The organism is Paraburkholderia sp., from assembly GCF_047605525.1.
In the GTDB taxonomy this organism is placed as follows: Bacteria; Pseudomonadota; Gammaproteobacteria; order Burkholderiales; family Burkholderiaceae; genus Paraburkholderia.
The window spans coordinates 124,088-150,129 of sequence record NZ_JASGFN010000005.1; the positions used below are offsets into that span (position 1 = coordinate 124,088).

General features: G+C 65.3%; 22 protein-coding genes. 16 read left to right on the forward strand and 6 right to left on the reverse strand.

The genetic code is table 11. The features are described from left to right. Positions 1-49 precede the first annotated feature (49 nt). Positions 50-2,347 (reverse strand): ATP-dependent Clp protease ATP-binding subunit ClpA, encoded by a 2,298-nt coding sequence (gene clpA, locus QM685_RS09190; protein WP_415114957.1) that lies wholly within the window; start codon positions 2,345-2,347, stop codon positions 50-52. Beyond that, positions 2,344-2,658: an ATP-dependent Clp protease adapter ClpS gene (clpS, locus tag QM685_RS09195; protein ID WP_008919570.1), complete on the reverse strand. Its 315-nt coding sequence runs from the start codon at positions 2,656-2,658 to the stop codon at positions 2,344-2,346. Before clpS ends, clpA begins: the two co-directional genes overlap by 4 nt. 550 nt (positions 2,659-3,208) lie before the next feature. Between clpS and QM685_RS09200 the strand changes: the two genes are divergently transcribed. Further along, complete coding sequence (locus QM685_RS09200; RefSeq protein ID WP_007180614.1) at positions 3,209-3,415, forward strand: cold-shock protein; 207 nt, start codon at positions 3,209-3,211, stop codon at positions 3,413-3,415. A 181-nt stretch (positions 3,416-3,596) separates the two neighbouring features. Here the strand turns inward: QM685_RS09200 and icd are convergent, their stop codons facing one another. Further along, the gene (icd, locus tag QM685_RS09205) at positions 3,597-4,853 is read right to left on the reverse strand and encodes an NADP-dependent isocitrate dehydrogenase (protein ID WP_415114961.1); all 1,257 of its coding nucleotides are present in this window, start codon (positions 4,851-4,853) and stop codon (positions 3,597-3,599) included. Between the two features lie 368 nt (positions 4,854-5,221). Between icd and QM685_RS09210 the strand changes: the two genes are divergently transcribed. From QM685_RS09210 to QM685_RS09265, 12 genes are all read left to right on the forward strand, one after another. Further along, positions 5,222-5,791: a pseudouridine synthase gene (locus QM685_RS09210; RefSeq protein ID WP_415114963.1), complete on the forward strand. Its 570-nt coding sequence runs from the start codon at positions 5,222-5,224 to the stop codon at positions 5,789-5,791. A 451-nt stretch (positions 5,792-6,242) separates the two neighbouring features. Further along, positions 6,243-6,446 (forward strand): hypothetical protein, encoded by a 204-nt coding sequence (locus tag QM685_RS09215; protein WP_415114965.1) that lies wholly within the window; start codon positions 6,243-6,245, stop codon positions 6,444-6,446. Positions 6,447-6,590: 144 nt separating this feature from the next. Then, the gene (locus QM685_RS09220; protein ID WP_415114967.1) at positions 6,591-7,100 is read left to right on the forward strand and encodes a DUF192 domain-containing protein; all 510 of its coding nucleotides are present in this window, start codon (positions 6,591-6,593) and stop codon (positions 7,098-7,100) included. Between the two features lie 266 nt (positions 7,101-7,366). Beyond that, positions 7,367-9,472 (forward strand): elongation factor G, encoded by a 2,106-nt coding sequence (gene fusA / locus QM685_RS09225; protein WP_415114969.1) that lies wholly within the window; start codon positions 7,367-7,369, stop codon positions 9,470-9,472. Positions 9,473-9,702: 230 nt separating this feature from the next. Then, positions 9,703-10,230 carry a cupin domain-containing protein gene (locus QM685_RS09230; RefSeq protein WP_415114972.1) on the forward strand — a complete coding sequence of 176 codons (528 nt, stop codon included), beginning with the start codon at positions 9,703-9,705 and terminating at the stop codon, positions 10,228-10,230. A gap of 14 nt (positions 10,231-10,244) precedes the next feature. Next, positions 10,245-11,273 carry a HoxN/HupN/NixA family nickel/cobalt transporter gene (locus tag QM685_RS09235; RefSeq protein WP_415114974.1) on the forward strand — a complete coding sequence of 343 codons (1,029 nt, stop codon included), beginning with the start codon at positions 10,245-10,247 and terminating at the stop codon, positions 11,271-11,273. A gap of 273 nt (positions 11,274-11,546) precedes the next feature. After that, the gene (locus QM685_RS09240) at positions 11,547-13,244 is read left to right on the forward strand and encodes an ABC transporter substrate-binding protein (RefSeq protein ID WP_415114976.1); all 1,698 of its coding nucleotides are present in this window, start codon (positions 11,547-11,549) and stop codon (positions 13,242-13,244) included. 49 nt (positions 13,245-13,293) lie between these two features. Then, positions 13,294-14,322, forward strand: coding sequence for an ABC transporter permease (locus QM685_RS09245; protein ID WP_415114978.1), 1,029 nt, complete (start codon positions 13,294-13,296; stop codon positions 14,320-14,322). Next, positions 14,319-15,218: an ABC transporter permease gene (locus QM685_RS09250; protein WP_415114980.1), complete on the forward strand. Its 900-nt coding sequence runs from the start codon at positions 14,319-14,321 to the stop codon at positions 15,216-15,218. Before QM685_RS09245 ends, QM685_RS09250 begins: the two co-directional genes overlap by 4 nt. Next, positions 15,215-17,467, forward strand: coding sequence for an ABC transporter ATP-binding protein (locus tag QM685_RS09255; protein ID WP_415114982.1), 2,253 nt, complete (start codon positions 15,215-15,217; stop codon positions 17,465-17,467). The genes QM685_RS09250 and QM685_RS09255 overlap by 4 nt, the downstream gene beginning before the upstream one ends. A 291-nt stretch (positions 17,468-17,758) precedes the next feature. Further along, positions 17,759-18,505 carry a hypothetical protein gene (locus QM685_RS09260; protein ID WP_415114984.1) on the forward strand — a complete coding sequence of 249 codons (747 nt, stop codon included), beginning with the start codon at positions 17,759-17,761 and terminating at the stop codon, positions 18,503-18,505. Between the two features lie 328 nt (positions 18,506-18,833). Beyond that, entirely contained in the window at positions 18,834-19,295 is a 462-nt protein-coding gene (locus tag QM685_RS09265) for a hypothetical protein (protein WP_415114986.1), read from the forward strand. A 77-nt stretch (positions 19,296-19,372) separates the two neighbouring features. On the opposite strand, the gene QM685_RS09270 is transcribed toward QM685_RS09265, so the two are convergent. Further along, positions 19,373-20,218 (reverse strand): aldo/keto reductase, encoded by an 846-nt coding sequence (locus QM685_RS09270; RefSeq protein ID WP_415114988.1) that lies wholly within the window; start codon positions 20,216-20,218, stop codon positions 19,373-19,375. Between the two features lie 207 nt (positions 20,219-20,425). Between QM685_RS09270 and QM685_RS09275 the strand changes: the two genes are divergently transcribed. Further along, positions 20,426-21,172, forward strand: a complete 747-nt coding sequence (locus tag QM685_RS09275) for a GntR family transcriptional regulator (RefSeq protein ID WP_415114990.1) — start codon at positions 20,426-20,428, stop codon at positions 21,170-21,172. A gap of 12 nt (positions 21,173-21,184) precedes the next feature. Here the strand turns inward: QM685_RS09275 and QM685_RS09280 are convergent, their stop codons facing one another. Further along, positions 21,185-22,588 (reverse strand): CoA transferase, encoded by a 1,404-nt coding sequence (locus QM685_RS09280; RefSeq protein ID WP_415114992.1) that lies wholly within the window; start codon positions 22,586-22,588, stop codon positions 21,185-21,187. A 126-nt stretch (positions 22,589-22,714) separates the two neighbouring features. Between QM685_RS09280 and QM685_RS09285 the strand changes: the two genes are divergently transcribed. Next, positions 22,715-23,962, forward strand: a complete 1,248-nt coding sequence (locus QM685_RS09285) for a citrate synthase family protein (RefSeq protein ID WP_415114994.1) — start codon at positions 22,715-22,717, stop codon at positions 23,960-23,962. Between the two features lie 139 nt (positions 23,963-24,101). Here QM685_RS09285 and QM685_RS09290 read toward each other — a convergent pair whose 3' ends face one another. Beyond that, complete coding sequence (locus QM685_RS09290) at positions 24,102-24,407, reverse strand: DUF2917 domain-containing protein (protein ID WP_415114996.1); 306 nt, start codon at positions 24,405-24,407, stop codon at positions 24,102-24,104. A 174-nt stretch (positions 24,408-24,581) separates the two neighbouring features. On the opposite strand from QM685_RS09290, the gene QM685_RS09295 reads away from it, so the two are divergent. Beyond that, a complete protein-coding gene (locus QM685_RS09295; protein WP_415114998.1) occupies positions 24,582-26,000 on the forward strand; it encodes a PLP-dependent aminotransferase family protein in 1,419 nt (472 codons plus the stop codon). The last annotated feature ends 42 nt before the right edge of the window (positions 26,001-26,042 follow it).

Here is a 26,042-nt window from a genome sequence, read left to right on the forward strand (position 1 = left end):
TTTAAGCTCAACCGGCCTAACTGGCCTGGCGTAGCGCCCGTTGCGCGCCTTACTCGACTTCGACTGCTTCCGGATTCGGATTACGCGGTGCCGGATGCTCGTCGAACGTCAACTGCACCTTGTCATCCGCATCGACGTCGACCGTCACGCGACCGCCATTCATCAGCTTGCCGAACAGCAACTCGTCGGCGAGCGCACGACGGATCGTGTCCTGGATCAGGCGCTGCATCGGCCGCGCACCCATCAGCGGATCGAAACCGTGCTTCGCGAGATGCTGGCGCAGCGCGTCGGTGAAGAGCGCGTCGACCTTCTTCTCGTGCAACTGATCTTCCAGTTGCATCAGGAACTTGTCGACCACGCGCATGATGATTTCCTCATCGAGCGCACGGAAGCTGATCGTCGCGTCCAGACGGTTACGGAACTCCGGCGTGAACATGCGCTTGATGTCGACCATTTCGTCGCCCGCCTCGCGGCGGTTCGTGAAGCCGATCACCGACTTGCCCATCGCCTCGGCGCCCGCGTTCGTCGTCATGATGATGATGACGTTGCGGAAGTCCGCCTTGCGGCCGTTGTTGTCCGTCAGCGTGCCGTGGTCCATCACCTGCAGCAGCACGTTGAAGATGTCCGGATGCGCCTTCTCGATTTCGTCGAGCAGCAGCACGCAGTGCGGCTTCTTCGTGATCGCCTCGGTCAGCAAGCCGCCCTGGTCGAAACCGACATAGCCCGGCGGCGCGCCGATCAGCCGGCTCACCGCGTGACGCTCCATGTATTCCGACATGTCGAAGCGGATCAGCTCGATGCCGAGCGTGAACGCGAGCTGCTTCGCGACTTCGGTCTTGCCGACGCCGGTCGGGCCGGAGAACAGGAACGCGCCGATCGGCTTGTCGAGCTTGCCGAGACCCGCGCGCGCCATCTTGATCGCGGCCGACAGCGCATCGATGGCCGGGTCTTGCCCGAACACCACGCTCTTCAGATCGCGGTCGAGCGTCTGCAGCTTGCTGCGATCGTCCTGCGACACGCTTTGTGCCGGCACCCGCGCGATCTTCGAGATGATTTCCTCGATCTCGTTCTTGCCGATCGTCTTCTTCTGCTTCGACTTCGGCAGAATGCGCTGCGCCGCGCCCGCTTCGTCGATCACATCGATCGCCTTGTCCGGCAGATGACGATCCGTGATGAAGCGCGCCGACAGTTCAGCCGCCGCCGACAGCGCACCCGACGAATACTTGACGCCGTGGTGCTCTTCGAAACGCGACTTGAGGCCGCGCAGAATCGCCACCGTCTGCTCGACGGTCGGCTCGGTCACGTCGACCTTCTGGAACCGGCGCGACAGCGCCGCGTCTTTTTCGAAGATGCCGCGGTATTCGGTGAAGGTGGTCGCGCCGATGCATTTGAGCGTGCCCGACGAGAGCGCCGGCTTCAGCAGGTTCGACGCGTCCAGCGTGCCGCCCGACGCGGCGCCCGCGCCGATCAGCGTATGAATTTCGTCGATGAACAGAATGGCGTGCGGACGTTCCTTCAGTTCCTTGAGGACCGTCTTCAGACGCTGTTCGAAATCGCCGCGATATTTGGTGCCCGCGAGCAGCGCGCCCATGTCGAGCGAATACACCTGCGCATCCGCGAGGATGTCCGGCACTTCGCCGCGCGTGATGCGCCATGCGAGCCCTTCGGCGATCGCGGTCTTGCCGACGCCGGCCTCGCCGACCAGCAGCGGATTGTTCTTGCGCCGGCGGCACAGCACCTGCACCACGCGCTCGACTTCCGACTCGCGTCCGATCAGCGGATCGATGCGGCCGTCTTTCGCCATCTGGTTGAGGTTCTGTGTGAACTGGGCAAGCGGCGTTTCCTTCTGCGCGGCGGCTTCGTCGGACTCGGCATTCGCGTCGCTCGCCTTGGCGGCGTCGGTGCTGCTCGTCTTGGCGATGCCGTGCGAGATGAAATTGACCACGTCCAGGCGCGTGACGCCCTGCTGCTGCAGGTAGTACACCGCATGCGAATCCTTCTCGCCGAAGATCGCCACCAGCACGTTCGCGCCGGTCACTTCCTTCTTGCCGTTCGAGGTGGACTGCACATGCATGATCGCGCGCTGGATCACACGCTGGAAACCCAGCGTGGGCTGCGTGTCGACGTCGTCCGTGCCCGGCACGGTCGGCGTGTTGTCATGAATGAAGTTGCGCAGGTTCTGGCGCAGATCCTCGATATTGGCCGCGCATGCACGCAACACTTCCGCCGCCGTCGGGTTGTCCAACAGCGCGAGCAAAAGGTGTTCGACCGTTATGAACTCGTGCCGTGCCTGGCGCGCTTCCATGAACGCCATGTGCAGGCTGACTTCCAGTTCCTGGGCAATCATGCTTCCTCCATCACACACTGCAGCGGATGCCCGGCCTGCCGTGCGTGGGTAACGACTTGCTCGACTTTGGTCGACGCGATGTCCCGCGTATAGACCCCACAAACTCCCCTGCCCTCGCGATGCACCTTCAACATGACCTGCGTTGCGGTTTCACGATCCTTATTGAAATATTCCTGCACGATCATCACGACAAATTCCATTGGCGTGAAGTCGTCGTTCAGCAGCACCACCTTGTACATGGACGGCGGCTTGAGTTTCTGCTCCTGCCGCTCCAGTACGGTGCCGTCCTGCTTGTCCGGGATAATCGCCATACACCCATTCTAAACAACTAGGACAGGCCCGCAATCCTGTCAAAACCCGGCCAGCCGGCCGATGCGCCCCTTCGCCGCCGCCCGGCGGTCATCACGCTGTCATGATTGCCGGGACATGCGCGCTTTCGACGGGCCGATTGCGGAGCCGGCCCCCGCGCGGCGCGTGCTGCACCGCGGTCGGATCGAGTATCGCACAACCTGCCGGCGCCGGCTGGGAGCGCTTGCCGCAGCCGGCTTCGGCGCGTCGGGCACTGTCGACATGTGAGTCGATTATGCGACTTTTCAAGCCGTGCCGCTTGCGCAACCGCACATAACGGAAGCGGTAAAAACCCCTGGAAAAGCAGCGTGTTTGCAACGCGATCAACGGTGTCTCAAAATTTTCTTGACACTCGAATAAAGAGCCCCAACAATCAAGCTGGCACTTTTTTCACTGCGCCATAATTTCGAAAAAATGCCGATGGTGAGCTTGTGAGGAGGGAGCGGCTGCCTCGCGTGGTCGTGGCTTTTCGAGGGCTCGTGGTAGTGACATGAGTTACAGGGGAAGTTGGAAATGGCAACTGGTACGGTCAAATGGTTCAACGACGCAAAAGGTTTCGGATTCATCACGCCTGACGAGGGTGGTGAGGATCTGTTTGCACACTTCTCGGCCATCCAGATGAATGGGTTCAAGACCCTCAAGGAAGGTCAGAAGGTCACCTTCGAGGTCGTGCAAGGCCCGAAAGGCAAACAGGCATCGAACATTCAGGCACCCGCCTGAAACAATTCGGTACCCGTCCGTTGAAACCCGGCTTCGCGCCGGGTTTCTTTTTTGCGGCGTCATTCTGGCCGCGCCGATTTTCCGGCTAACGGAATAGCGCAAAAATTCCGGGTAAAAAAATACCCCGGTCTTTTGTCGGCACCGGGGTATTCATGCGCGTCGAATAATCGCGACGCGTTAATTACATATTTTCGATCATTACCTGTCCAAATCCTGAGCACGACACCTGGGTCGCGCCTTCCATCAGGCGTGCGAAGTCGTATGTCACGCGTTTTTGCAGAATCGACTTTTCCATCGAGCTGATAATCAGATCCGCCGCCTCGAACCAGCCGAGGTGGCGCAGCATCATTTCCGCCGAGAGAATTTCCGAGCCCGGATTCACGTAGTCCTTGCCCGCGTATTTCGGCGCGGTGCCGTGCGTCGCTTCGAACATCGCAACCGAATCCGACAGGTTCGCGCCCGGTGCGATGCCGATGCCGCCGACCTGCGCGGCGAGCGCATCCGAAATGTAATCGCCGTTCAGATTCAGCGTCGCGATCACGTCGTATTCGGCCGGGCGCAGCAGGATCTGCTGCAGGAACGCATCGGCGATCACGTCCTTCACGACGATGTCGCCGCCCGTCTTCGGATTCTTGACCTTCATCCACGGACCGCCGTCGATCAGCTCCGCGTTGAACTCCTTCTGCGCGAGCGCATAACCGTAGTCGCGGAACGCGCCTTCGGTGAACTTCATGATATTGCCCTTGTGCACCAGCGTGACCGAGCGGCGCTCGTTGTCGATCGCATACTGGATCGCCTTGCGCACCAGACGCTCGGTGCCTTCGCGCGATACCGGCTTCACGCCGATCCCCGAAGACTCCGGAAAGCGGATCTTCTTCACGCCCATTTCGTCGCGCAGGAACCGGATCAGCTTCTTCGCCTGCTCCGACTCGGCCGGCCATTCGATACCCGCGTAGATGTCTTCGGAGTTCTCGCGGAAGATCACCATATTGGTCTTCTCGGGCTCGCGCACCGGCGACGGCACGCCCTTGAAATACTGCACCGGGCGCAGGCACACATACAGGTCGAGCTCCTGGCGCAACGCGACGTTCAGCGAACGGATGCCGCCGCCAACCGGCGTGGTGAGCGGCCCCTTGATCGACACCACGTATTCCTTGACCGCCTGCAGCGTTTCGTCCGGCAGCCACACGTCCGGGCCGTACACCCTGGTCGCCTTCTCGCCCGCGTAGATTTCCATCCAGTGGATTTTCTTCCTGCCCGCGTACGCTTTCTCGACCGCCGCGTCCACGACCTTGATCATGACCGGCGTGATGTCCACACCGGTGCCGTCGCCTTCGATAAACGGGATGACCGGCTGGTCGGAAACATTGAGCGAAAAATCGGCGTTGACGGTAATCCTGTCGCCACCGGTCGGAACCTTGATGTGCTGATACGGCATGATCGGACTCCAGTGAAAGCTGTGCAAAAGCTGATGGAAGACTGCGAAATGGGTGCCACCCGCCGCGCGATGCCGGACGCCCGCGAGCGGCCTGGCCGCTATTCTAGCCCACGCCTCGCGCGCGACGAGCCGGCCCGCAGCTCCGGGTTTTCCAACATGGACGAACGACGGAGCGTGCCGCGCTCCTCTATAAGACACAGGAATCGTGATGCCGGTTTATGCATTATCATCGCGCCATTCATGACCGGATCGAAGCGCGCCGGGGCTGTCCGAGGCCGTCGTAGAATCGTCGCGACACCCTCCGTGACAATCTCGCGACCCGCGTCGGCGCCTCGCTCCGCGCGACGTCCCTCCCTGCCGTATCCCTTATGCGCCTTCTCGCCCTGAACAAGCCGTTCGGCACCATCTGTCAATTTTCGCCGCACGAGACGCGCGCGTCGCTCGCCGATTGGGTCAAGTTGCCCGGCGTCTATCCGGCGGGCCGGCTCGACTCCGATAGCGAAGGCCTGCTGCTGCTCACCGATGACGGCGCGTTGCAGGCGCGCATCGCCGAGCCGCGGCACAAGCTCGTCAAACGTTATTGGGCACAAGTCGAGGGCGCGATCGACGACGCCGCGCTGAAGAAGCTCGCGGGCGGCGTCGATCTCGGCGACTACGTCACGCGTCCGTGCCGCGCGACCTATGTCGAGCCGGGCGATGCGCTGTGGGCGCGCACGCCGCCGATCCGCTATCGCGCGGCGATACCCACCACCTGGATCGAGTTGTCGATCACCGAAGGCAAGAACCGTCAGGTGCGCCGCATGACGGCCGCAGTCGGCTTTCCGACGCTGCGCCTGGTGCGCGCCGGCGTCGGCGCGCTCGATATTTTTTCACTGGGTCTTCAGCCCGGAGAGAGCATCGAGTTACGCTCGAATGCGCCGTGGGACGGCATCGTCTGAACGCGTGACGAACGCCTGAATATGCGCATACGTGATCGCCCAACGCGTGTTTCACGGTTGCGACAATCGCGTCTAAGCCGTTGTATTCGCGAACAAAACCACGCGTGAAACAGGTACAGGGAAAGCGTGAAACAAACATGTTTGCACGAGCCCTGGCAACGCATTTTCACCGCGTTTTCCCGCAACGGAAATTTCCGCGAAATTCGCGTCAACCGCTCTCCAATCCCACGCGTTATTCGACGCAGATGCCGCGAAGCTATCCGGCATTCAGCCTTAAAGACCTTTGCGCAAGCCGTTTTCGCGGCGAGCACGGAAGTCCGAACGCTAGCAGACGCGTCGAAAGAGTTTGTTCGATGCGGCTGTCAACCGAAAGGTGGATGGCACGTTTACCGACATGACTCTACATAAGCCGGGTCATTTGGTTAATTAACTCAAGCTGAGGATTCACACAATGAACAAACTGATCGCCGCTCTGGTCGCTGGCCTTTTCGCAACGGCAGCATTCGCACAAGCTTCGGCTCCGGAAGCAGCTTCGGCAGCTCCGGCCGCGGCAGCTTCGTCGGCAAAGAAAACCACCAAGCACCACGCTCACAAGAAGTCGAAGTCGCACAAGAAGGCAGCCGCTGCTGCCGCAGCTTCGGCAGCTTCGGAATAAGTTGTTTGTAAAAACGCAGTCAAGAATACGCTTCATTGCCGTTCTTACGGCGTTGTAAGGCAGATCACCGCAAGGCGATCTGCCTTTTTGTTTTTGACGCGCTCGCGTAACATGCGCGGGTCAATTTCAGCCAGGAGTCTTGCCGTGCGATTTTCCATGCGCTCGTCGATGGCGCGCCTTGCCGTCGCCATTGCACTGCCGCTCGCGGCGATTTCGTTTGCCGCCGCCCCCGCTCATGCGCAGCAGATGCCACCGGGCGCGAAGCAGCCGAGCGAATTTCCGCGTATCAAGCTGACCGCGGGCATGTTCGTGATCGACGCGGCCGTCGCCGCCAACGACGCGGACCGCGAACAGGGCCTGATGTACCGCACCAGTCTCGCGCCGAACGAAGGCATGCTGTTCGTGTTCAACGAAAACGCGGGCCACTGCTTCTGGATGAAGAACACGCTGATCCCGCTGTCGATCGCGTTCATGCGCGCGGACGGCACGATCACCGACCTCGCCGAGATGGACGCCGAGACCACCAACAATCACTGCCCGACGCACAACGGCGTGTTCGCGCTCGAGATGAGCAAGGGCTGGTTCGCGTCGAAGGGCATCAAGCCGGGGATGCGAATCCAGGGCCTGCCGCCGGTGCCGGGGCTCACGCAGTAAGCGGCCCGGCGCAGCGCGCGACCACGCGCGCCGCCCCGTCGTTGCAGCGCCTTGCCGCAAAAAAGCCGGCGCCCTTACGAGGCGCCGGCTTTTTTTCGCCCACGAAACCCCGCGTGGGCGGGCTTCGAGCCGGCTGGCAGGATTCATGCAAAAGACCGACCGACGCGCTATCCTTGTAATCTCCGTTCAGCAGCACCCAGACTCCCCGGGCGGCCCATATGGCCGCCCGGCATGCGTTTCAGGCGCACCATTCCAAGGAGATTCACGTGCCCCGCAAGACTCCCATCGAGCGCTACCGGAACATCGGCATCAGCGCTCACATCGATGCCGGCAAAACCACCACCACTGAACGCATCCTGTTCTACACCGGCGTGACCCACAAGATCGGCGAGGTTCACGACGGTGCGGCGACGATGGACTGGATGGAGCAGGAGCAGGAGCGCGGCATCACGATCACGTCGGCGGCCACCACGGCGTTCTGGAAGGGCATGGCCGGCAACTATCCCGAGCATCGGATCAACATCATCGACACCCCCGGGCACGTCGACTTCACGATCGAAGTCGAGCGCTCGATGCGCGTGCTCGACGGCGCGTGCATGGTGTACGACTCGGTCGGCGGCGTGCAGCCGCAGTCGGAAACCGTGTGGCGCCAGGCGAACAAGTACAAGGTGCCGCGCATCGCGTTCGTCAACAAGATGGACCGCGTGGGCGCCGACTTCTTCCGCGTGCAGCGGCAGATCGGCGATCGTCTGAAAGGCGTCGCGGTGCCGATCCAGATTCCGGTCGGCGCCGAAGAGCACTTCCAGGGCGTGGTCGACCTCGTGAAGATGAAGGCGATCTTCTGGGACGACGACAGCCAGGGCATCAAGTTCGAGTACCGCGACATTCCGGCGGAGCTCGCCGCCACCGCGAAGGAATGGCACGACAGGATGGTCGAGGCCGCGGCCGAAGCGAACGAAACGCTGCTCGAGAAATACCTGGGCGGCGACACGCTCACCGAAGAAGAAATCAAGCATGGCATCCGCGCGCGCACGATCGCCAACGAGATCGTGCCGATGCTGTGCGGCAGCGCGTTCAAGAACAAGGGCGTGCAGGCGATGCTCGACGCGGTGATCGACTATCTGCCGTCGCCGGCCGACGTGCCGGCGATCACCGGTCACGACGAGGACGACAAGGAAATCGAGCGTCATCCGAACGACGACGATCCGTTCTCCGCGCTCGCGTTCAAGATCATGACCGACCCCTTCGTCGGCCAGTTGATCTTCTTCCGCGTGTATTCGGGCGTCGTCAATTCCGGCGACACCGTCTACAACGCGGTCAAGGAAAAGAAGGAGCGCCTCGGCCGCATCCTGCAGATGCACGCGAACGAGCGCAAGGAAATCAAGGAGGTCTACGCGGGCGACATCGCCGCGGCGGTCGGCCTGAAGGAAGCGACCACCGGCGATACGCTGTGCGATCCGAATCACGTGATCATCCTCGAGAGGATGATCTTCCCCGACCCGGTGATCTCGCAGGCCGTCGAACCGAAAACGAAGGCCGACCAGGAAAAGATGGGCATCGCGCTGAACCGTCTCGCGCAGGAAGACCCATCGTTCCGCGTGCAGACGGATGAAGAATCCGGCCAGACGATCATCTCCGGGATGGGCGAGCTGCACCTCGAAATTCTGGTCGACCGCATGAAGCGCGAGTTCGGCGTCGAGGCGACCGTCGGCAAGCCGCAGGTCGCGTATCGCGAGACGGTGCGCAACAAGGTCGAGGACGTCGAGGGCAAGTTCGTCAAGCAGTCGGGCGGCCGCGGCCAGTACGGTCACGCGGTGATCACGCTGGAGCCGTCCGAGCAGGGCAAGGGCTACGAATTCATCGACGCGATCAAGGGCGGCGTGATTCCGCGCGAATTCATCCCGGCGGTCGACAAGGGCATCCAGGAAACGCTGAAGGCCGGCGTGCTCGCGGGCTACCCGGTCGTCGACGTGAAAGTGACGCTCACGTTCGGTTCGTATCACGACGTCGACTCGAACGAAAACGCGTTCCGCATGGCCGGCTCGATGGCGTTCAAGGAAGCGATGCGCAAGGCGAAGCCCGTGCTGCTCGAACCGATGATGGCCGTCGAGGTGGAAACGCCCGAAGAGTTCATGGGCAACGTGATGGGCGATCTGTCGAGCCGGCGCGGCATGGTGCAGGGCATGGAAGACATCGCCGGCGGCGGCGGCAAGCTCGTGCGCGCCGAAGTGCCGCTCGCCGAGATGTTCGGCTATTCGACGTCGCTGCGCTCGGCCACCCAGGGCCGCGCGACCTATACGATGGAGTTCAAGCACTACGCCGAAACACCCAGCAACGTGGCCGAGGCGGTGATCAACGCGAAGAAGCAGTAAGCGCCGCGAAGCCGGCGCCGCGTTGGCAACCCGAAGCCCGTTCCTCGTGGACGGGCTTTTTTTCTCGCCGCAACACCCGCGATGCGCACGCACCGCACCTTTTTTGAACGTGCCAGAATGCCGGACAGCAGCGGACCCGCCGTTATGCATCAGCGGTCAGGCACGGCCGGCCAGGCGGCATGGGTCAGTACTCAAGCGCAGCACGGCCGCTAGGCCGGGGAGGAGACACCATGAGCCAGGATCACGAACATCCGCATTACCGGGCCGAGCACGAGGCCGCCGACGCCGCCGCGCCGGTCGACTGGCGCGAGCACGGCGTGAAGGTCATCCGCGGCGATCAGCTCGACACCAACACCGCGCAGACGCCGGGCATGAACCGCGCGGCGGCGATCAACGCAGCGCGCGTCGGCGCGCAGAAGATCTGGGCCGGCACCGTGACGATCCATCCGAACGCGAAGACCGGCGCGCATCATCACGGCGCGCTCGAAAGCGTGATCTACGTGGTGCGCGGCCACGCGCGCATGCGCTGGGGCGAGCATCTCGAGTTCACCGCCGAAGCCGGTCCGGGCGACTTCATCTTCGTGCCGCCCTACGTGCCGCATCAGGAGATCAACGCGAGCACCGACGAGCCGCTCGAATGCGTGCTCGTGCGCAGCGACAACGAAGCGGTCGTGGTCAATCTGAACATCGACGCGGTCGAGCAGCCCGAAACCGTCTACTGGGTCGATCCGATTCACAAACATCCGCACGATCACTAACCCGCCCGCGCCTCATGACGCCTACCACCTCGCTGCGCCCTCGCCTCGTCACGCTGTATGCGGTGCTGATCGCCGCCAACCTCGGTGCATGGCTGTGGGCGCTGATCGCGTTTCGCCACTATCCGCTGCTGCTCGGCACCGCGCTGCTCGCCTACGGCTTCGGGCTGCGTCACGCGGTCGACGCCGACCACATCGCGGCCATCGACGCCGTCACGCGCAAGCTGATGCAAACCGGCAAGCGTCCGCTCGGTATCGGGCTCGCGTTTTCGCTCGGACATTCGTCGATCGTGATCGCGGCGACGATCGGCATTGCGTGGACCACGCATTCGCTGCATGGACGCTTCGAGAACTTCAGGGAAGTGGGCGGCACGCTCGGCACCCTCGTTTCGGCGACGTTCCTGCTCGTGCTCGCGGCGGTGAATCTCGTGATACTGCGCGACGTGTGGCGCCGTTACCGGCACGCGCAGCGCGGCGCCGAAACGGGCGCACAAACCGCGCGGACCGACGCCGCGCCCGCGCCGGCCGGCCTGCTGTCGCGCGCGTTACGGCCGCTGTTCCGGCTCGTCACCCAAAGCTGGCACATGTACCCGGTCGGGGTGCTGTTCGGGCTCGGCTTCGACACCGCGACCGAGATCGGCCTGCTCGCGATCGCCGCGTCGCAGGCAAGCACCGGCCTGCCGCTCTATTCGATCCTCGTGTTCCCCGCGCTCTTCACGGCCGGCATGACGCTCGTCGATTCGACCGACAACGTGCTGATGGTCCACGCGTACGGCTGGGCAATGGACGACCCGAAGCGCAAGCTCTACTACAACGCGAGCATCACGTTCGTGTCGGCGCTGGTGGCCATCGTGATCGGCGGCGTCGAGGCGCTGGGGCTGCTGTCGGACCGGTTCGGCTGGAGCGGCGGCGTGTGGGACGCGGTCGCGGGCATCAACGATCGTTTCGGCGCGCTCGGCTATGGCATCGTCGCGGCCTTCATGGCGTGCTGGATCGGCTCGGTACTGTTCCATCGCTGGCGGCGGCCGGCCGCCGGGCCGCGGTAAGCGCCCACGGTAAAGCCGTGCGGTAAATCTCACAGCCCGCGAACCAGCCGACCGGTAAGGATTCCAGCGCGATACCGGCGATCCGTCCGCAACGGCGTCGGTGCGTCGTGAAGGCCCCGCTGCGACCGTTGTGGCAACGACACACCCGCCTCCTTTATCGGCCGATCGGCAAGCTCACGGCACCGCAAGCGCGCCAGAGCGGTGAGCAATCGCTTACACTGAAACCGCTTTTCGCCACGGAACCGGCAACAGAACGGACTGGACACGCCATCGATGAAAACGCCAGCGGACCGATTTCTCGCCCCCCATACGGCACCTCATACGGCACCTGACGCCGCACTGAACGCAGCCCGCCGCAACGCCGACGCCTACGGCAATCACGCCCTCGACGAATTTCTGGCCGGCCGCCTCACGCGCCGCGAGTTGCTGCGCCATGCGAGCGTGATCGGTCTGGCGCTCGCCGGGGGCGGCCTCTTCGGCGCGCCACGGGCGCGGGCGCAAGGCACCGCGCCTTCGAATCAGACAATCCGCGTCGCGCATCTGACGCCGGCGGGCGCGGTCGATCCGCTCACCGTGACCGACGCCGCGAGCCTCGCGCTGCTGAACCAGACCGGCGAATTCCTGATCGACGACGACGGCGAAAAGCTGATGCTGAAACCGGCGCTCGCGCTGTCGTGGAAGCCGAACGACAAGGGCGACGTCTGGACCTTCAAGCTGCGTCCGAACGTCAAGTTCCACGACGGCCAGAGCTTCGGCGCGAAAGACGTGGTCGCCACGTTCGACCGTCTCGCGGACCCGGCGAGCGGCTCGGCCGCGCTGTCGGTGCTGAAGGGCGTGTTGTCGAAAGGCGGCGCGAAGGTCGTCGACGAACACACGGTGGAGTTTCATCTCGACGCGCCGAACGGCAATTTCCCGTACTACGTTTCCTCGGATAATTACAACGGCGTGATCCTGCCCGCCAACTTCGCGGGCAATTACGAAAAGAGCTTCATCGGCACCGGTCCGTTCCGGTTCGAGAAGTATCAGCCGAAGGTCGGCGCGTCGTTCGTGCGCAATCCGGATTACTGGGGCGAAAAAGCGTTACCGCAGCGCGTACAGTTCACGTTCTACGCCGACGAACAGGCGCAGTTGCTCGCATTGCAAGGCCATCAGGCCGACGTGATGGGCACCTTCACCGTGCAGGGCGGCGCGAGCATCCTGAACAATCCGGACTACAAGGCAGTCGGCGTGAAATCGAGCGCGCATCGGCAGATCCACATGCGCAACGACAGCCCGCTGTTCAGGGACAAGCGGGTGCGCCAGGCGCTCGCGCTGTCGCTCGATCGCGACGTGATCGTGCGCGGTCTATTCAAGGGCCGCGCGCAGCTCGGCAACGACAGTCCGTTCGCGCCGGTGTTTCCGTCATCGGACGCGGGCGTGCCGCAGCGCAGGATCGATGTCGCGAAGGCGAAGCAATTGCTCGCGCAGGCCGGCGTGCCGAACGGCTTCGACGTCACGCTGACCACCGAAAAATACATGGAGATACCCGACCTCGCGGTGGTCGTGCAGAACGCCGCGAAAGCGATCGGCGTGCGCATCAATCTGAAGATCGAGAGCCAGTCGCTCTATTATGGCGCGGGCACGCCGGGCAAATCCGACTGGCTCGACTCGCCGCTCGGCATCACCGACTACGGCCATCGCGGCGTGCCGAACGTGTTCCTCAACGCACCGCTGACGAGCAACGGCACGTGGAACGCCGCGCACTTCAAGAATCCGCAATACGATCAACTGGTCGCGCAATTCGTCGCGGCAATCGATCTCGCGTCGCAGAGAAAGATCTCCGGCGAAATTCAAAGGCTGCTGCTCGACGAAACGCCCGTCATCATTCCGTTCTTCTACGATCAGTTGATCGCGATGCGCAAGGGCGTGAACGGCGTGCGCTTCACCGCGCTCGCGCAACTGTATTTCGATCGCGCGACGCTGAGCGCGTAAGCGTCCGAGCTTCGGCACGATTCGACAGGATTCGCCAGGAGAATTGACGATGTCGGCCCCGGCGCCCTCTCCCGCATCCGATGCATCCCGCGCTCCCCGCGCGGCGAACGGCAATGCCGGCCGCGTCGCGCGGTTTCTGGCGACGCGCGTCGGGCTGTCGCTGATCACGCTGTGGCTGCTGTCGCTGATCGTGTTCGCGGGCGGACAACTGCTGCCCGGCGACATCGGCCGCGCGGTGCTCGGGCCGCTCGCCGACGCGCGTGCGGTTGCCGCGCTCAATCATCAGCTCGGCGCGGACCGGCCGCTTCTCACGCAATACGCCGACTGGATCACGCATTTCGCGCGCGGCGACATGGGGCTGTCGTATGCGTATCGCGAGCCGGTCGGGCCATTCATCGCCGACGCGCTCGGCCATTCGGCGAAGCTCGGCTTGCTCGCGTTCATCGTCGTCGTGCCGCTCGGTATCGCGGGCGGCGTATGGTCGGCGATGCATGCGGGACGCTGGCTCGATCGCACGATCAGCATTGCCGGGCTGTCGGCGACCGTGGTGCCGGAATTCGTGTCGTCGATCGTGCTGATTCTGGTGTTCGGCGTGTGGCTGCGCTGGCTGCCGATCGAGGCATCGTATCCGCCCGATGCGGGGGTGTTCGAGCAGTTGCGGCATCTGGTGCTGCCGGTGCTGCCGCTGGTGCTGGTGTTCTTCGGCTATATCGCGCGGATGGCGCGCGCGGGCACCGTCGAAGCGCTCGATTCCGACTACACGCGCACCGCGATCCTGAAGGGGCTGCCGCGCCGCGTGGTGATCTGGCGGCACGTGCTGCGCAACGCGCTGCTGCCGACCATCACGGTGGCCGCGACGCAGCTCGGCTACATGATCGGCGGGCTGGTGGTGGTCGAGACGCTGTTCCACTACCAGGGCATCGGCTCGCTGATCTACAACGCGGCCAAGGCGAAGGACTTCCCGATGCTCGAGGCGGGCGTGCTGACGATCGGCGTGGTCTACACGCTCGCGAATCTGATCGCCGACGCGCTGCACGTGCTGCTCAATCCGCGCCTGCGGGTGAGGAGCGCCGAATGAGCACCGCCGTGCCGCCGACCACACCGCCCGCCGCGCCGCCGGCGTCACCCGCGTCCCGCGCGGCGACCGAGCCGCGTTTTCCCCGCCTGCGTCTGCTGCTACGCTCGCCGACCTTCGTCGCGGGCGCGCTGATCGTCGCGTGGTGGATCGGCTGCGCGATCGCGGGACCGTGGCTCGTGCATCTCGATCCGTACGCGTCCGATCCGCTGAACTCGCTGACGCCGCCCGATCGCACGCACTGGTTCGGCACCGATCAGCTCGGCCGCGACGTGTTCTCGCGCGTGATCGTCGGCGCGCGCGACATCCTGACCATCGCGCCGCTCGCGACGCTGCTCGGCACGCTCGCGGGCACCGCGCTCGGTCTGCTGGTCGGCTACTTCGAGGGCTGGGTCGACAACGTGGTGGGCCGCGTGATCGACGCGGTGCTCGCGCTGCCGCTCGTGATCGTCGCGCTGCTCGCGCTCGCCGCGGTCGGCGCGTCGAATTTCACGGTGATCCTCGTGATCGGCATCACGTTCACGCCGATCACCGCGCGCACCGTGCGCGCCGCGGTGTTCACCGAGCGCCATCTCGACTACGTGGCCGCCGCGCAGCTACGCGGCGAACGCGCGCCGTACATCATGTTCGCGGAGATCCTGCCGAACGTATTGCCGCCGATCCTCGTCGAGGCGACCGTGCGGCTCGGCTACGCGATCTTCGCGGTCGCGACGCTGTCGTTTCTCGGCTTCGGCATCCAGCCGCCATCGGCCGACTGGGGGCTCGCGCTGTCCGAGTCGTACACGCTGATGGCGGGCGGCGCGTGGTGGACCGTCGTGTTCGCGGCCGGCGCGATCGCGTCGCTGGTGGTCGGCGTCAATCTGGTCGCCGACGGCGTGCAGGGAGTGCTCGACCGATGAACGGGCCGCCGCCTTCGTCGTTTGCCGCGTTCGACGTGTCGAAGAGCGACCGCACCGATGCGCTGACCATCGTCGGCCTGACGGTCACCTACCGGATCCGCGGACGCGATCGCGAAGTGCTGCAGGACGTGTCGTTTCGCGTGCGGCGCGGCGAAGCGTACGGACTCGTCGGCGAATCGGGCTGCGGCAAGTCGACGGTGGCGATGGCGACGCTGCGCTATCTGCCGCGCAACGGCAAGGTGAAGGCGGGCAAGATCGTGATCGCCGGCGAGGACGTGCAGAAGCTCGGCGCCGACGCATTGCGCCGCATGCGCGCGACGACGATCTCGATGGTCTATCAGGATCCCGCGCGCGCGCTGAATCCGTCGCTGACGATCGCCACGCAGGTATCCGAAGCGTACGAAGCGGCGGGCCTCGCGCGCGACGAAGCGCTGCAACGCACGCTCGAGATGTTGAAGCGCGTGCGCATCGCCACGCCGGAGCGCGTGATGGACAGCTACCCGCATCAACTGTCGGGCGGCATGCAGCAGCGCGTCGTGATCGCGATGGCGCTCGCGTCGAACCCCGCGCTGCTGATTCTCGACGAACCGACCACCGGGCTCGACGCGACCGTCGAAGCGGAAGTGCTCGACCTCATCGCGCAACTGCGCAAGGAGCTCGGCACCGCGGTGCTGTTCATCAGCCACAACCTCGCGGTGATCGGACGCATGTGCGAACGCGTCGGCGTGCTGTACGCGGGCAAGCTGGTCGAGGAAGGCGCGACGCGGGACGTGTTCGCGCGGCCGCGTCATCCGTACACGGTGGGGTTGCTGCGTTGCCTGCCGACAGCCGGGCGCAGCAAGGACACCGCGCGGCTCGATACGATCGCGGGCGCCCTGCCGCTGCCGGGCTCGGTCACGCAGGGCTGCATCTATGCGGAACGCTGCCGTCTCGCCGACGAACGTTGCCGCCGCGAAGCGCCGCCGCCTTACCGGCTTTGCGCCGCGCATGGCGATCAGATGGCGCGCTGCCACTATCACGAACGCGCGATCGAATTGCCGCGCGCGACGCCCGAGGCTATGCCCGACGCACCCGAAGCATCCGATGCGCTCGATGCGGCGGCGAAGCCGAACGACGCGAAAGAACTTCGGCGCACCGGGCCCGTGCTGCGCGCACGCAATCTGTCGAAAACGTTCCACGCTTCCGGCACACCGCTGCGCGCGGTCGACGATGTCTCGCTCGAACTCGCGAGCGGCGAAACGCTAGGCCTCGTCGGCGAATCGGGCAGCGGCAAGACGACACTCGCGCGGCTGATGCTCGGCCTGCTCGCGCCCGACGCGGGCAGCGTGCTCGAACTCGACGGCGCACCGCTCGCCACGCGCGTCACACGACGCAGCGGCGAGCAGTTGAAGTCGATGCAGATCGTGTTCCAGAATCCGGACTCGGCGCTCAATCGCGCCCATTCGGTGAAGCGGCTGATCGGCCGTGCGCTCGCGCGCTTCACCACGCTGCGCGGTCCGGCGGCCGACGAACGGCTCGCCGCGCTGAGCGACGCCGTGCGTCTGCCGGAACGCTATCTCGACGCGCGTTCGCGGCAGTTGTCGGGCGGCCTCAAGCAGCGCGTCGCGATTGCGCGCGCGTTTGCCGGCGAGCCGCGCGTCGTGGTCTGCGACGAGCCGACTTCATCGCTCGACGTGTCGGTGCAGGCGGCGATCCTGAACCTGCTCGCCGATCTGCAGCGTGAGCGTGGCGTCAGCTATGTGTTCATCTCGCACGATCTGCACGTGGTGCGCTATGTGTCGGACCGCATCGCGGTGCTCTATCTCGGCCGGCTGCTCGAGATCGGACCCGCCGCCGCGGTGTTCGACGGGCCGCAGCATCCTTATACCGAGGCGTTGTTGTCGGCGGTGCCGACGCTGAACGGTCAGGGTGTGCTCGACGACGCGCCGGGCGACCAGAGCAGTCGCCGCACGACGACGCGCGCACGCATCCATCTCGAGGGCGAGCCGCCCGGCGCGGGCGCGATGCCGTCGGGCTGCGTCTTTCACACGCGCTGTCCGCGCAAGCTCGGCGCGATCTGCGAGCAGCAGGACCCACCGTTTCTCGATGCGGGCAGCCATCCCGCTCAGCCTGCCGCGCATCGGATCCGCTGCCATATTCCCGTCGATACGTTGCGGGCGGTGCAAGCCGCTTCACGCGATGGTGACAGTGATGATGACAAGCCGGTGAATGACGGTGCTTCCGGCGACGCACCCCACGACGCCGGGTAACGCCGGATAGCGTCGCCTCACGCGCGGCAGCGCCAACCTTGACGAATCACGCGAAGGGAAGCGACTTTCCGGGCCGCGCGTTTCATCGTCGAAACGTTTTCTCGCGTTTTTTCCTCGTGCGCATCGCACATCCCTATCTCGCCCATGCCGCTTCAAGGTTCCGCGACCCGTGGCATGGATATCGCTAATCAGCGGCCAGAACAAGGCCCGCGTTCAGACAGGTCAGCCGCCGACGACGCGGCACGCGACAAGGCGGCAACGAAGTACCGTCGTTCGCTCGGGAGAAGCGCGATGAAGACCAGAAAATTCAATCCGTATTACAGCGGGGTGATGCGTTGCGCCGTGATCGTCGCGGGCGTGGCGGGATTGGCGAGCGAGGTTGCGTACGCGGCATCGACGGACGTGATCCCTGGATGGATGGTGCTCGCCGGTGCATCCGAATCGGGGGTCGCCCGACCGGCTCCGCTGCAACTCGCGCAGAACGACGGCGCGGCGACCGGCTCCGAGGGCGGCGTCCCGACTGCCGCCGACGATGCCGCCGCGGTATTCGCGCCGACCGACTGCGGCGCGGGCGTGCCCGGCTGCGGACGGTACGGTGGCGGCAGCGGCAATGGCGGCGCGGCGGGTTCGGGCAATGGCGGCGCGGGGGCAAGCGGCAACGGTGCAGGGAGCGCGGCGGCAGGTTCAGGGAGCGGCAGTGGAAGCGGGAGCGGGAGCGGTGGTTCCGGTGCGAGCGGCAAAGGGAATAGCGGTGGCGGGAGTAGTGGTGGTGGGGGCGGTGGCGGCAGCAGCGGAGGCGGTGGCAACAGCGGTGGCAGCGGAGGCGGCGGAAGCAGCAGCGGCTGCGGTTGCGGCGGCTCCAGCGGCGGCCCGGGCGGTGGCTTTGGTGGTGGTTTCGGCGGTGGTAAAGGCGGTGGGTTTGGTGGCGGCTTCGGTGGCGGGTTCGGCGGCGGCTTTGGCGGAGGCTTCGGCGGCGGCCACGGAGGCAAGGGTGGCGGCAGTGGTGGCGGTGGCAACGGCGGCGGGAACGGGCACTAGGCGTCGCCCGATCTTTCGGTAGGGTGCCCCCGCGCCCTACCCGCCGGCGGCATGTACCGGCATACTGTCCGCTATCCGCCGGCAACGGCGGTGACGTCTCGATCCCCCGGTCGAGCGTCACCGCCCGAGGCCGGTCGGAGCGGCCCGCCCGCCTTCGGCGCGCGCTCGACGGACACGCCACGCAGGACGCACGAGACGTTCCCGCGCCGTCACGCGAAGCGCGCCACGGGCGGCGGGAACACCACCCTCATTGCGTGCGAGTGTTATGGAACCAATCCGAGACGACTGCCTCATATCAGATTCAACGTTCGATATGAGGGCCCACAACATGCAACGAAACGTCCCCCCCTCCACGAAACGTGCGGCCGCCGCCGTGCTGACGGCTGCCGCCCTGGGCCTCGCATCGCTCGCCAATGCGCAAACACCGCCGCAGCCGATGCCGCAAACCCTTTCGCAAGCCGCGCCGCCGGTCGACCCGACGTTCTCGGCCTACTCGCTCGTGCAGATGTGCAAGCAGCGCAACGACAACGTCGCGCAAGGCCAATGCGTCGGCGCGATCCGCGGCATCATCCACGGCTACCAGTACGGCGTGCTGTTCCTCGGCCAGCGCGACACGCTGCCGGCCAACGAAACCCAGCGCGTGTCGCTGTGCCTGCGTGACGTGACGGTGTCGTCGATCGTCGACGACTTCCTCAACGACGCCGCCCAAGTCCCGGTCGACGCCCTCCAGCACACCCCCGCCGAAGTCGCGGTGCTCGGTTCCGTGCATCAGCATCACATCTGTAGCTGAGCGCATCGCCGGCCTCGCGCGCCGCCGCGCCGCAACTCGCGGCGGCCGCGCTTTCGTTTTCAGCACTTTTCTTTTGCTTACAGCATCTCCAGCGGCCGCTTGCCGCGCGGCGGTTTGAAGTACGCGTCGAGCGCGGCGAGTTCGCCGGCTTCCAGCCGCAACTGCGATGCAAGATGGTTGGCGCGCACATGCTCGACACGCGCCGCCTTCGGAATCGCGCATACACCGGGTTTGCCCAGCACCCACGCAAGCGCCACCTGAAACACCGAGACGCCGCGCGCGTCGGCGATATCGTCGAGCGGCGAGCGCTTCGGCAGGCGCGCATGATCGACCGGGCTATACGCCATCGCCGGCACGCCGCGCGCGGCGAGCCCCGGCAGCAGATCGAACTCCGGCCCGCGCCGCGCGACGTTGTACAGAATCTGATTGGTCGCGCACGCGTCGCCACCCGGTGTCGCGACGAGTTCTTCCATGTCGTCGGTGTCGAAGTTACTCACGCCCCAGTGGCGAATCTTGCCCGCGCGACGCAGCGCCTCGAATGCATCGACGGTTTCCGCGAGCGGCACCGAGCCGCGCCAGTGCAGCAGATACAGATCGAGCCGATCCGTTTTCAGACGCTTCAGGCTCTGCTCGCACGCGGTGATCACGCCGCGCCGGCTCGCGTTGTGCGGATATACCTTGCTGACCAGAAACACCTTGTCGCGCACACCGGCGAGTGCTTCGCCGAGCAACGATTCGGTCGCGCCGTCGCCGTACATTTCGGCGGTATCGATCAGCGTCATGCCGAGTTCGATGCCGCAACGCAGCGCGTCGATTTCCGCCTTGCGGCGCGACGGCTGTTCGCCCATCTCCCACGTGCCCTGCCCCAATGCCGGAATGCGCTCGCCGCCAAGCAGGCTTACGCTTGCGATATCGCTCGTCATGCTGACTCCTTCAAGTGGCCCGATCCAGTGCAATGCGCGCTACTGCCGCGTGACGCCGCGGATTGCCGCGCGCAACGCACGCTATGAAAAACATAGCGACGAGTTTAGCGGCTCGACGGCCTCGCGGCCGTGCGCCAGGCAAAAGCCCGCTATAACGCAGCGCGCCGATGTTCTAGAATTGCCGCTTGCCCATCTTGCGTGAGCCCCATGACCTCTGCCTCGGAAGACCGCTGGCGCGACCTGCGCCCGGACCCGGAAAACGACACGCCGCTCTATCTGCAACTTGCCCGCAAGCTCGGCGGCGCGATTCACGAAAACCGCTGGAACGCCGGCGAGGCGCTGCCCTCGGAGCGCGTGCTGTCGGAAGCGCTCGGCGTGTCGCGCATCACATCGCGCAAGGCGATCGCGCTTCTGGTCGAGCAGGGCTTGATCCGCCGCACCCAGGGCGCGGGCAGTTTCATCACGCCGCGCTATGAAGATCCGTTGTCGCGCCTGTCGAGCTTCAGCGAAATGCTGCGGCGGCGCGGCTTCACGCCGAGCTCGAAGTGGCTGTCGCGCGAGATTTCGCCGGCCAATCGCGACGAAGTGATCCAGCTCGGCCTGTCGCCGGCCGCGGCGGTAACGCGGCTGCGCCGGTTGCGGCTCGCGGACGGTATCGTGATGGCGGTCGAGAATTCGACGTTCCCGGCCGCGGTGATTCCGGATCCGCAGGCGATCGGCGACTCGCTTTATACGTACCTCGAAAATCGCGGACTGACGATCGTGCGCGCGTTGCAGCATTTCCGCGCGGTGAACGCCAGCGAGGAAATTGCGCAGCAGATGAGCATCGCGCCCAATGAAGCGTTGTTACTGATTACGCGTGTGGGGTACACGGCGGATCAGCGGGCAATTGAGTTGACCGATACGTATTGCCGGAACGATTACTACGATTTTGTGGCGGAGCTGAGGAAGTAGCACGGCTGCCGTTTATGCCCACTTCGCGTCATGCGCGCCGATACGTGACGGCGGCAATGCATAAAACGCCGGCGTCTCCTCCAGTTCCTCCGCTGGCTGCACCGCAAGCACCCGCCCGAATTCCGACGGCACGGTCGCGACGCAATCGCGCACGTCGTCGAGCGTGACGTCCGGGACCTGCTGACCGTCGGGCAGCAGCCCGAACGACTGAAGCCAGCGCCCCGTCTGCGCGAGCGACACTTTCACGTGCCAGCTGCCGCCTTCGGTGGCCCGCCGCGCCAGCGCCACCATCGCGCCGAACGCGGCCAGATAGCCGGTCGCATGATCGAGCGCCTGACACGGCAGATGCCGCGGCTCCGCGCAACCCGCCGCCGCGCGCTCGGTCCACGCGATGCCGCTCGCCGACTGCACGAGGCTGTCGAAGCCGCGCCGCTGCGCCCACGGCCCCGTGTGCCCATACGCGCACACCGACACATACACGATGCCCGGCCGCAGCCGCGCGAGTTCGTCCGGACCGAAGCCGCGCGCCGCGAGCGCGCCCGGACGATACGCCTGCAGAAACACGTCGGCGTCGCGCGCGAGTCCGCTCAACGTGTCGCAGCCGGCCGCATCGCGCAGATCGACGAGCGCCGAACGCTTGCCGCGGCCGTTGTCGATCACGAGCGGCGCGATGTTCGGCAGATGCGGCCCGTTGATCATCAACACCTCCGCGCCATGATGCGCGAGCGCGCGGCCGACCACCGGTCCCGCGATGATCCGCGACAGATCCAGCACCCGCACGCCCGCGAGCGGCCGGTCGGCACCGCCACCGGTATCAGCCGGGCGTGGCGAGCCAGGCGGCGCGTCGCCGATACGCTCGATCTCGAAAAGCGGCAGACCTGCAATCGCCTGCGCCTGTTCGAGCGCGGCCCACTCGCCGGGCGAGCGAATCAACGCGGCGCACAGGCCCGCGTCGGCAAGCGCGCCGTCGAGCGTCGCGCCTTCCCAGCCGCGAATCGCGGCGGCCACGGCGGCCCGATCGTTGCCGCAATCGAGCACCTTGAGCACCCCTTGCAGGTGATGCGCGAAATTCGTGTGCAACTGGATCCAGCGACCGTCGCCGGTCTCGTAGAAACCTGTGACCGGATCACGCAGCACGGGCGGTGGGCCATCGTCGATACGCAGATAACGTTCGCTGCGAAACGCCGCGAGCGCGCGCCGCATCTGCACCGATACGTGCTGCCTGCGTCCGGTACGCAGGCGCCGGTATTCGGCCGCGGCGAGGCCCGTCGCGGCGATGGTGGCCGAGGCGAGCGCGCCGACACGGTGGACCGACGGCAGACCGGGGTCCGCGCCGCCCAGCGAAATGGCGTGCAGCGCGACCGGATCGCATCCGGCGACGGTCCAGATATGTTTGAGGGCAAGTTCGGGCGTCATGGCATTCATTGCGTTCCCGGCAAGGACAGGAAGAAGATGCACCGAGTCTAGAATTTTGCCTTGCTTCGATCAATCTTGATTATGATAATCAATATATATTGATTTATTCGGTTTCCACGCATTTTCATGCCCAGTCCGACTCCGACCTTTCTGACCGCCGCCGAAGCCGCCGCGATGCTCGGTGTCAGCCTGCCCACGCTGTATGCGTACGTGAGCCGCGGCATGCTCGGTTCGTCGCCGGATGCGCACGGCCGGCACCGGCTCTACGATGCCGCCGAGGTGCGCCGCCTCGCGCGCCGCAAGGCGGACGGCAAGCGCGCGGGCAAGGTCGCGCAGAAGGTGCTCGACTGGGGCGTGCCGGTGCTCGAATCGTCGATCACGCTGGTCGCGGACGGCCGGCTGCTGTATCGCGGGCACGATGCAATCGAGCTCGCGCGCAGTGCGTCGCTCGAAGACGTCGCGGCGCTGTTGTGGGAATGCAGTGCGCGACGTATCGCCGATGCGCCCGCCGTGCCGCTCGCCCCGGCCCAATGGGCCGCGTGGCTCAAGCTGTGGAGCGACAGCACGCCGCTCGATCGCGCGCTCGTGCTGCTGCCGGCCGCCGCCGCGCAGATGCCGCGCGTCTGGGCGCTCGGGCGCGACGCGCAACTCGACACCGCGTGCGCCGTGATGCGGCTGCTCGCCGCCGCGATGCTGCCGGCGGCGGCGTCGAACGAACCGCTGCACCGGCAGATCGCGACGGCCTGGCGGGTGCGCAACCGGCAGCAGAGCGGACTGCTGCGCGCGGCGCTGGTCGCGTGCGCGGATCACGAACTGAACGCATCGACATTTACGGTCCGCTGCATCACGTCGACGGGCACGCATCTGTTCGGCGCGGTCGCGGGCGGGCTCGCGGCATTGGCTGGGCCGCGCCACGGCGGCGAGACGGTGCGCATCGCGGCGCTGCTCGAAGAGGCGTCGCGCGCCCCCGATCTGGACCGCTATCTGGCGAACCGCCTCGCGCGCCACGAACACGGCGCGCAAGGGCCGGTGCTATCGGGCTTCGGTCATCCGCTTTATCCGGATGGCGATCCGCGTGCGCGGCTGCTGCTGACGCTGCTCAACGACTGCGCGCCGGCCCGCTCGCCGCTGAACGACGTGCTGAAGCTCGCGCGTGCGGTGCGCGACACGACAGGCGCGGAACCGACGGTCGATTTCGCGCTTGCTGCGATCGAGCGCGTGCTCGGCTTGCCGGCCGGGGCGGCGTTCACGCTGTTCGCGGCGGGACGGGTGGTCGGCTGGATTGCTCACGCGATGGAACAGACGCGCGACGGACGGTTGATCCGGCCACGGGCGCGGTATATCGGAGAGTATGAGACGGGGGGTGCTGGGTAGCGGGGGTTGTGCGGGATTGTGCCGCGTTGCGCCGATGGGCGACGAAAGGCGGGCGCGGGTTCCCTGCTTCTTCAAAAACCGCCACGGCACGCCGGCTGGCCTCGCCTGCTGCCCATCAGCCGACGCTCGCGAAACGGTGTCAAACCACGCTGGGCCGGCGCGCCAGCCAGTTCGGCATCGGCCAGCCGGGCAGCGGGTTCCGCACCTTGCGCTCCGAACCGCTTGCCAGCGCGAAGCGCGCCCCGGCCTGCCCCGTGCTGATCCACGCGACCGAGCCCCGCGCGAGCTCGATCGATTCGCCAGCCGCGAGCCAGTGATCGTCATGCTCGCCCTCGACGGTCAGCCAGATCTCGCCCGAGATCACCTTGAAAATCGCAGGACGCGCGACACGCCAGGCTGTTGCGGGCTCGCCATGCTCCAACTCGAAAATCCGTACCTCACGCATCGCCGTTCTCCTTGAAGAACATTTCCTGTTGCACCGATTATTGACGTGCGATGATCGGACACCCATGCACAGTTCCGAACACTTTCGGCGGAACTGTTCAGTTAAAAAACCGAACAGTTGGCGTGACAGGAACGGAAAAATCTCCCGCTTGCCGGCCAGCAAGGAAGCAGACGTATGAAGCTCGATATCCAGCTCGATCGGGACAACGGGGTGCCGCTCACCGAGCAGATCGTTACGGGCGTCAGCGCGTGGATCCGCTCGCGCAACGCCCACCCCGGCTCGAAGCTGCCGTCGATCCGCCAGTTTTCCGCGGACTTCGGCGTGAGCCGCTTTCCGGTAATCGAGGCGTATGACCGTCTCGTGTCGCTCGGCTATGTCGACTCGCGCCACGGCTCCGGCTTCTATGTCGCCGATCGTCAGCCGGTTGACATGCGCTGCCAGGGCGCATCGGACCCACGCCTCGCCGATGTCGAGTCGGATCATTTACTCCAGCAGTTCAACTATCCGGGCGAAACGCTGAAGCTCAGCACGGGCTTCATTCCCGAAAGCTGGCGCGACATGGACGGCATCGCGCAGGCTATCCGCCATGTGTCGCGTACCGATCCGTCGAGCATGGTCGATTACGCGACGCCGCTCGGCAATCCACTCCTGCGCGAACACCTGAGAGGCCGTATCGCCCAATTGGGTATCCAGGCCGATGCGTCGCAAATTCTGATCACCAATGGCGCGAGCCAGGCATTTGATCTGCTGCTGCGCTACATGCTCAAGCCCGGCGATACGATCTTTGTCGAAGACCCCGGCTACTACAACCTGTACGGCCTGCTCAGACTGCACGGCATGAAGCTGGTCGGCATTCCACGCACCGGCAACGGTCCGGATCTCGACGTGATGCAGGCGCAGCTCAGGTTGCACCGGCCAAGGCTGCTGCTCATCAATACCGTGTTCCACAATCCGACCGGCACCACGGTTGCGCCGCAGGTCGCTTTCCGGCTTCTGCAACTGGCGCGCGAACACGGCTTCCAGATCATCGAAGACGACATCTACGCCGATTTCCAGACCGAGATCACCGACCGCCTCGCGACCCTCGATCAGCTCGAACAGGTGATCTACGTGGGCGGTTTGTCGAAGACGCTGTCGTCATCGCTACGGATCGGCTGCGTGGTCGCAAACCACGCGATCATCAAGGATCTGGTCGATATCAAGATGCTGACGAGCATTGGCGGCTCGCGCTTTGCCGAAGCGGTGGCGGTGTCGATGCTGGAGCGCGGCGCGTATCGCAAATATCTGGAGCGCCTGCGCCGGCAGATGCGCGGCGCGCTTGGCTCGACCGTCCAGACGCTCGAAGATGCCGGATGGGAGATTTTCGAAGAGCCCGCAGGCGGCAAGTTCGTGTGGGCGCGCGTACCGCATGTCACGGATGCCGAGCGGCTGGTGAGATGCGCTGTACCGCTCGGTGTGACGGTCCTGCCTGGTCAGCACTTCAGGCCGAATCGGGAAGTGAGTCCGTGGATCAGGATTCATGTGGCATTCGCCAACGAGCCGCGGGCACAGGCGTTTTTTCATGCGGCTGTCGAGCTGGCGCCGGATGAATAAACGCAACAGGAAGTGTTGCCGCAACGGGGGCGTTGCGCGGCG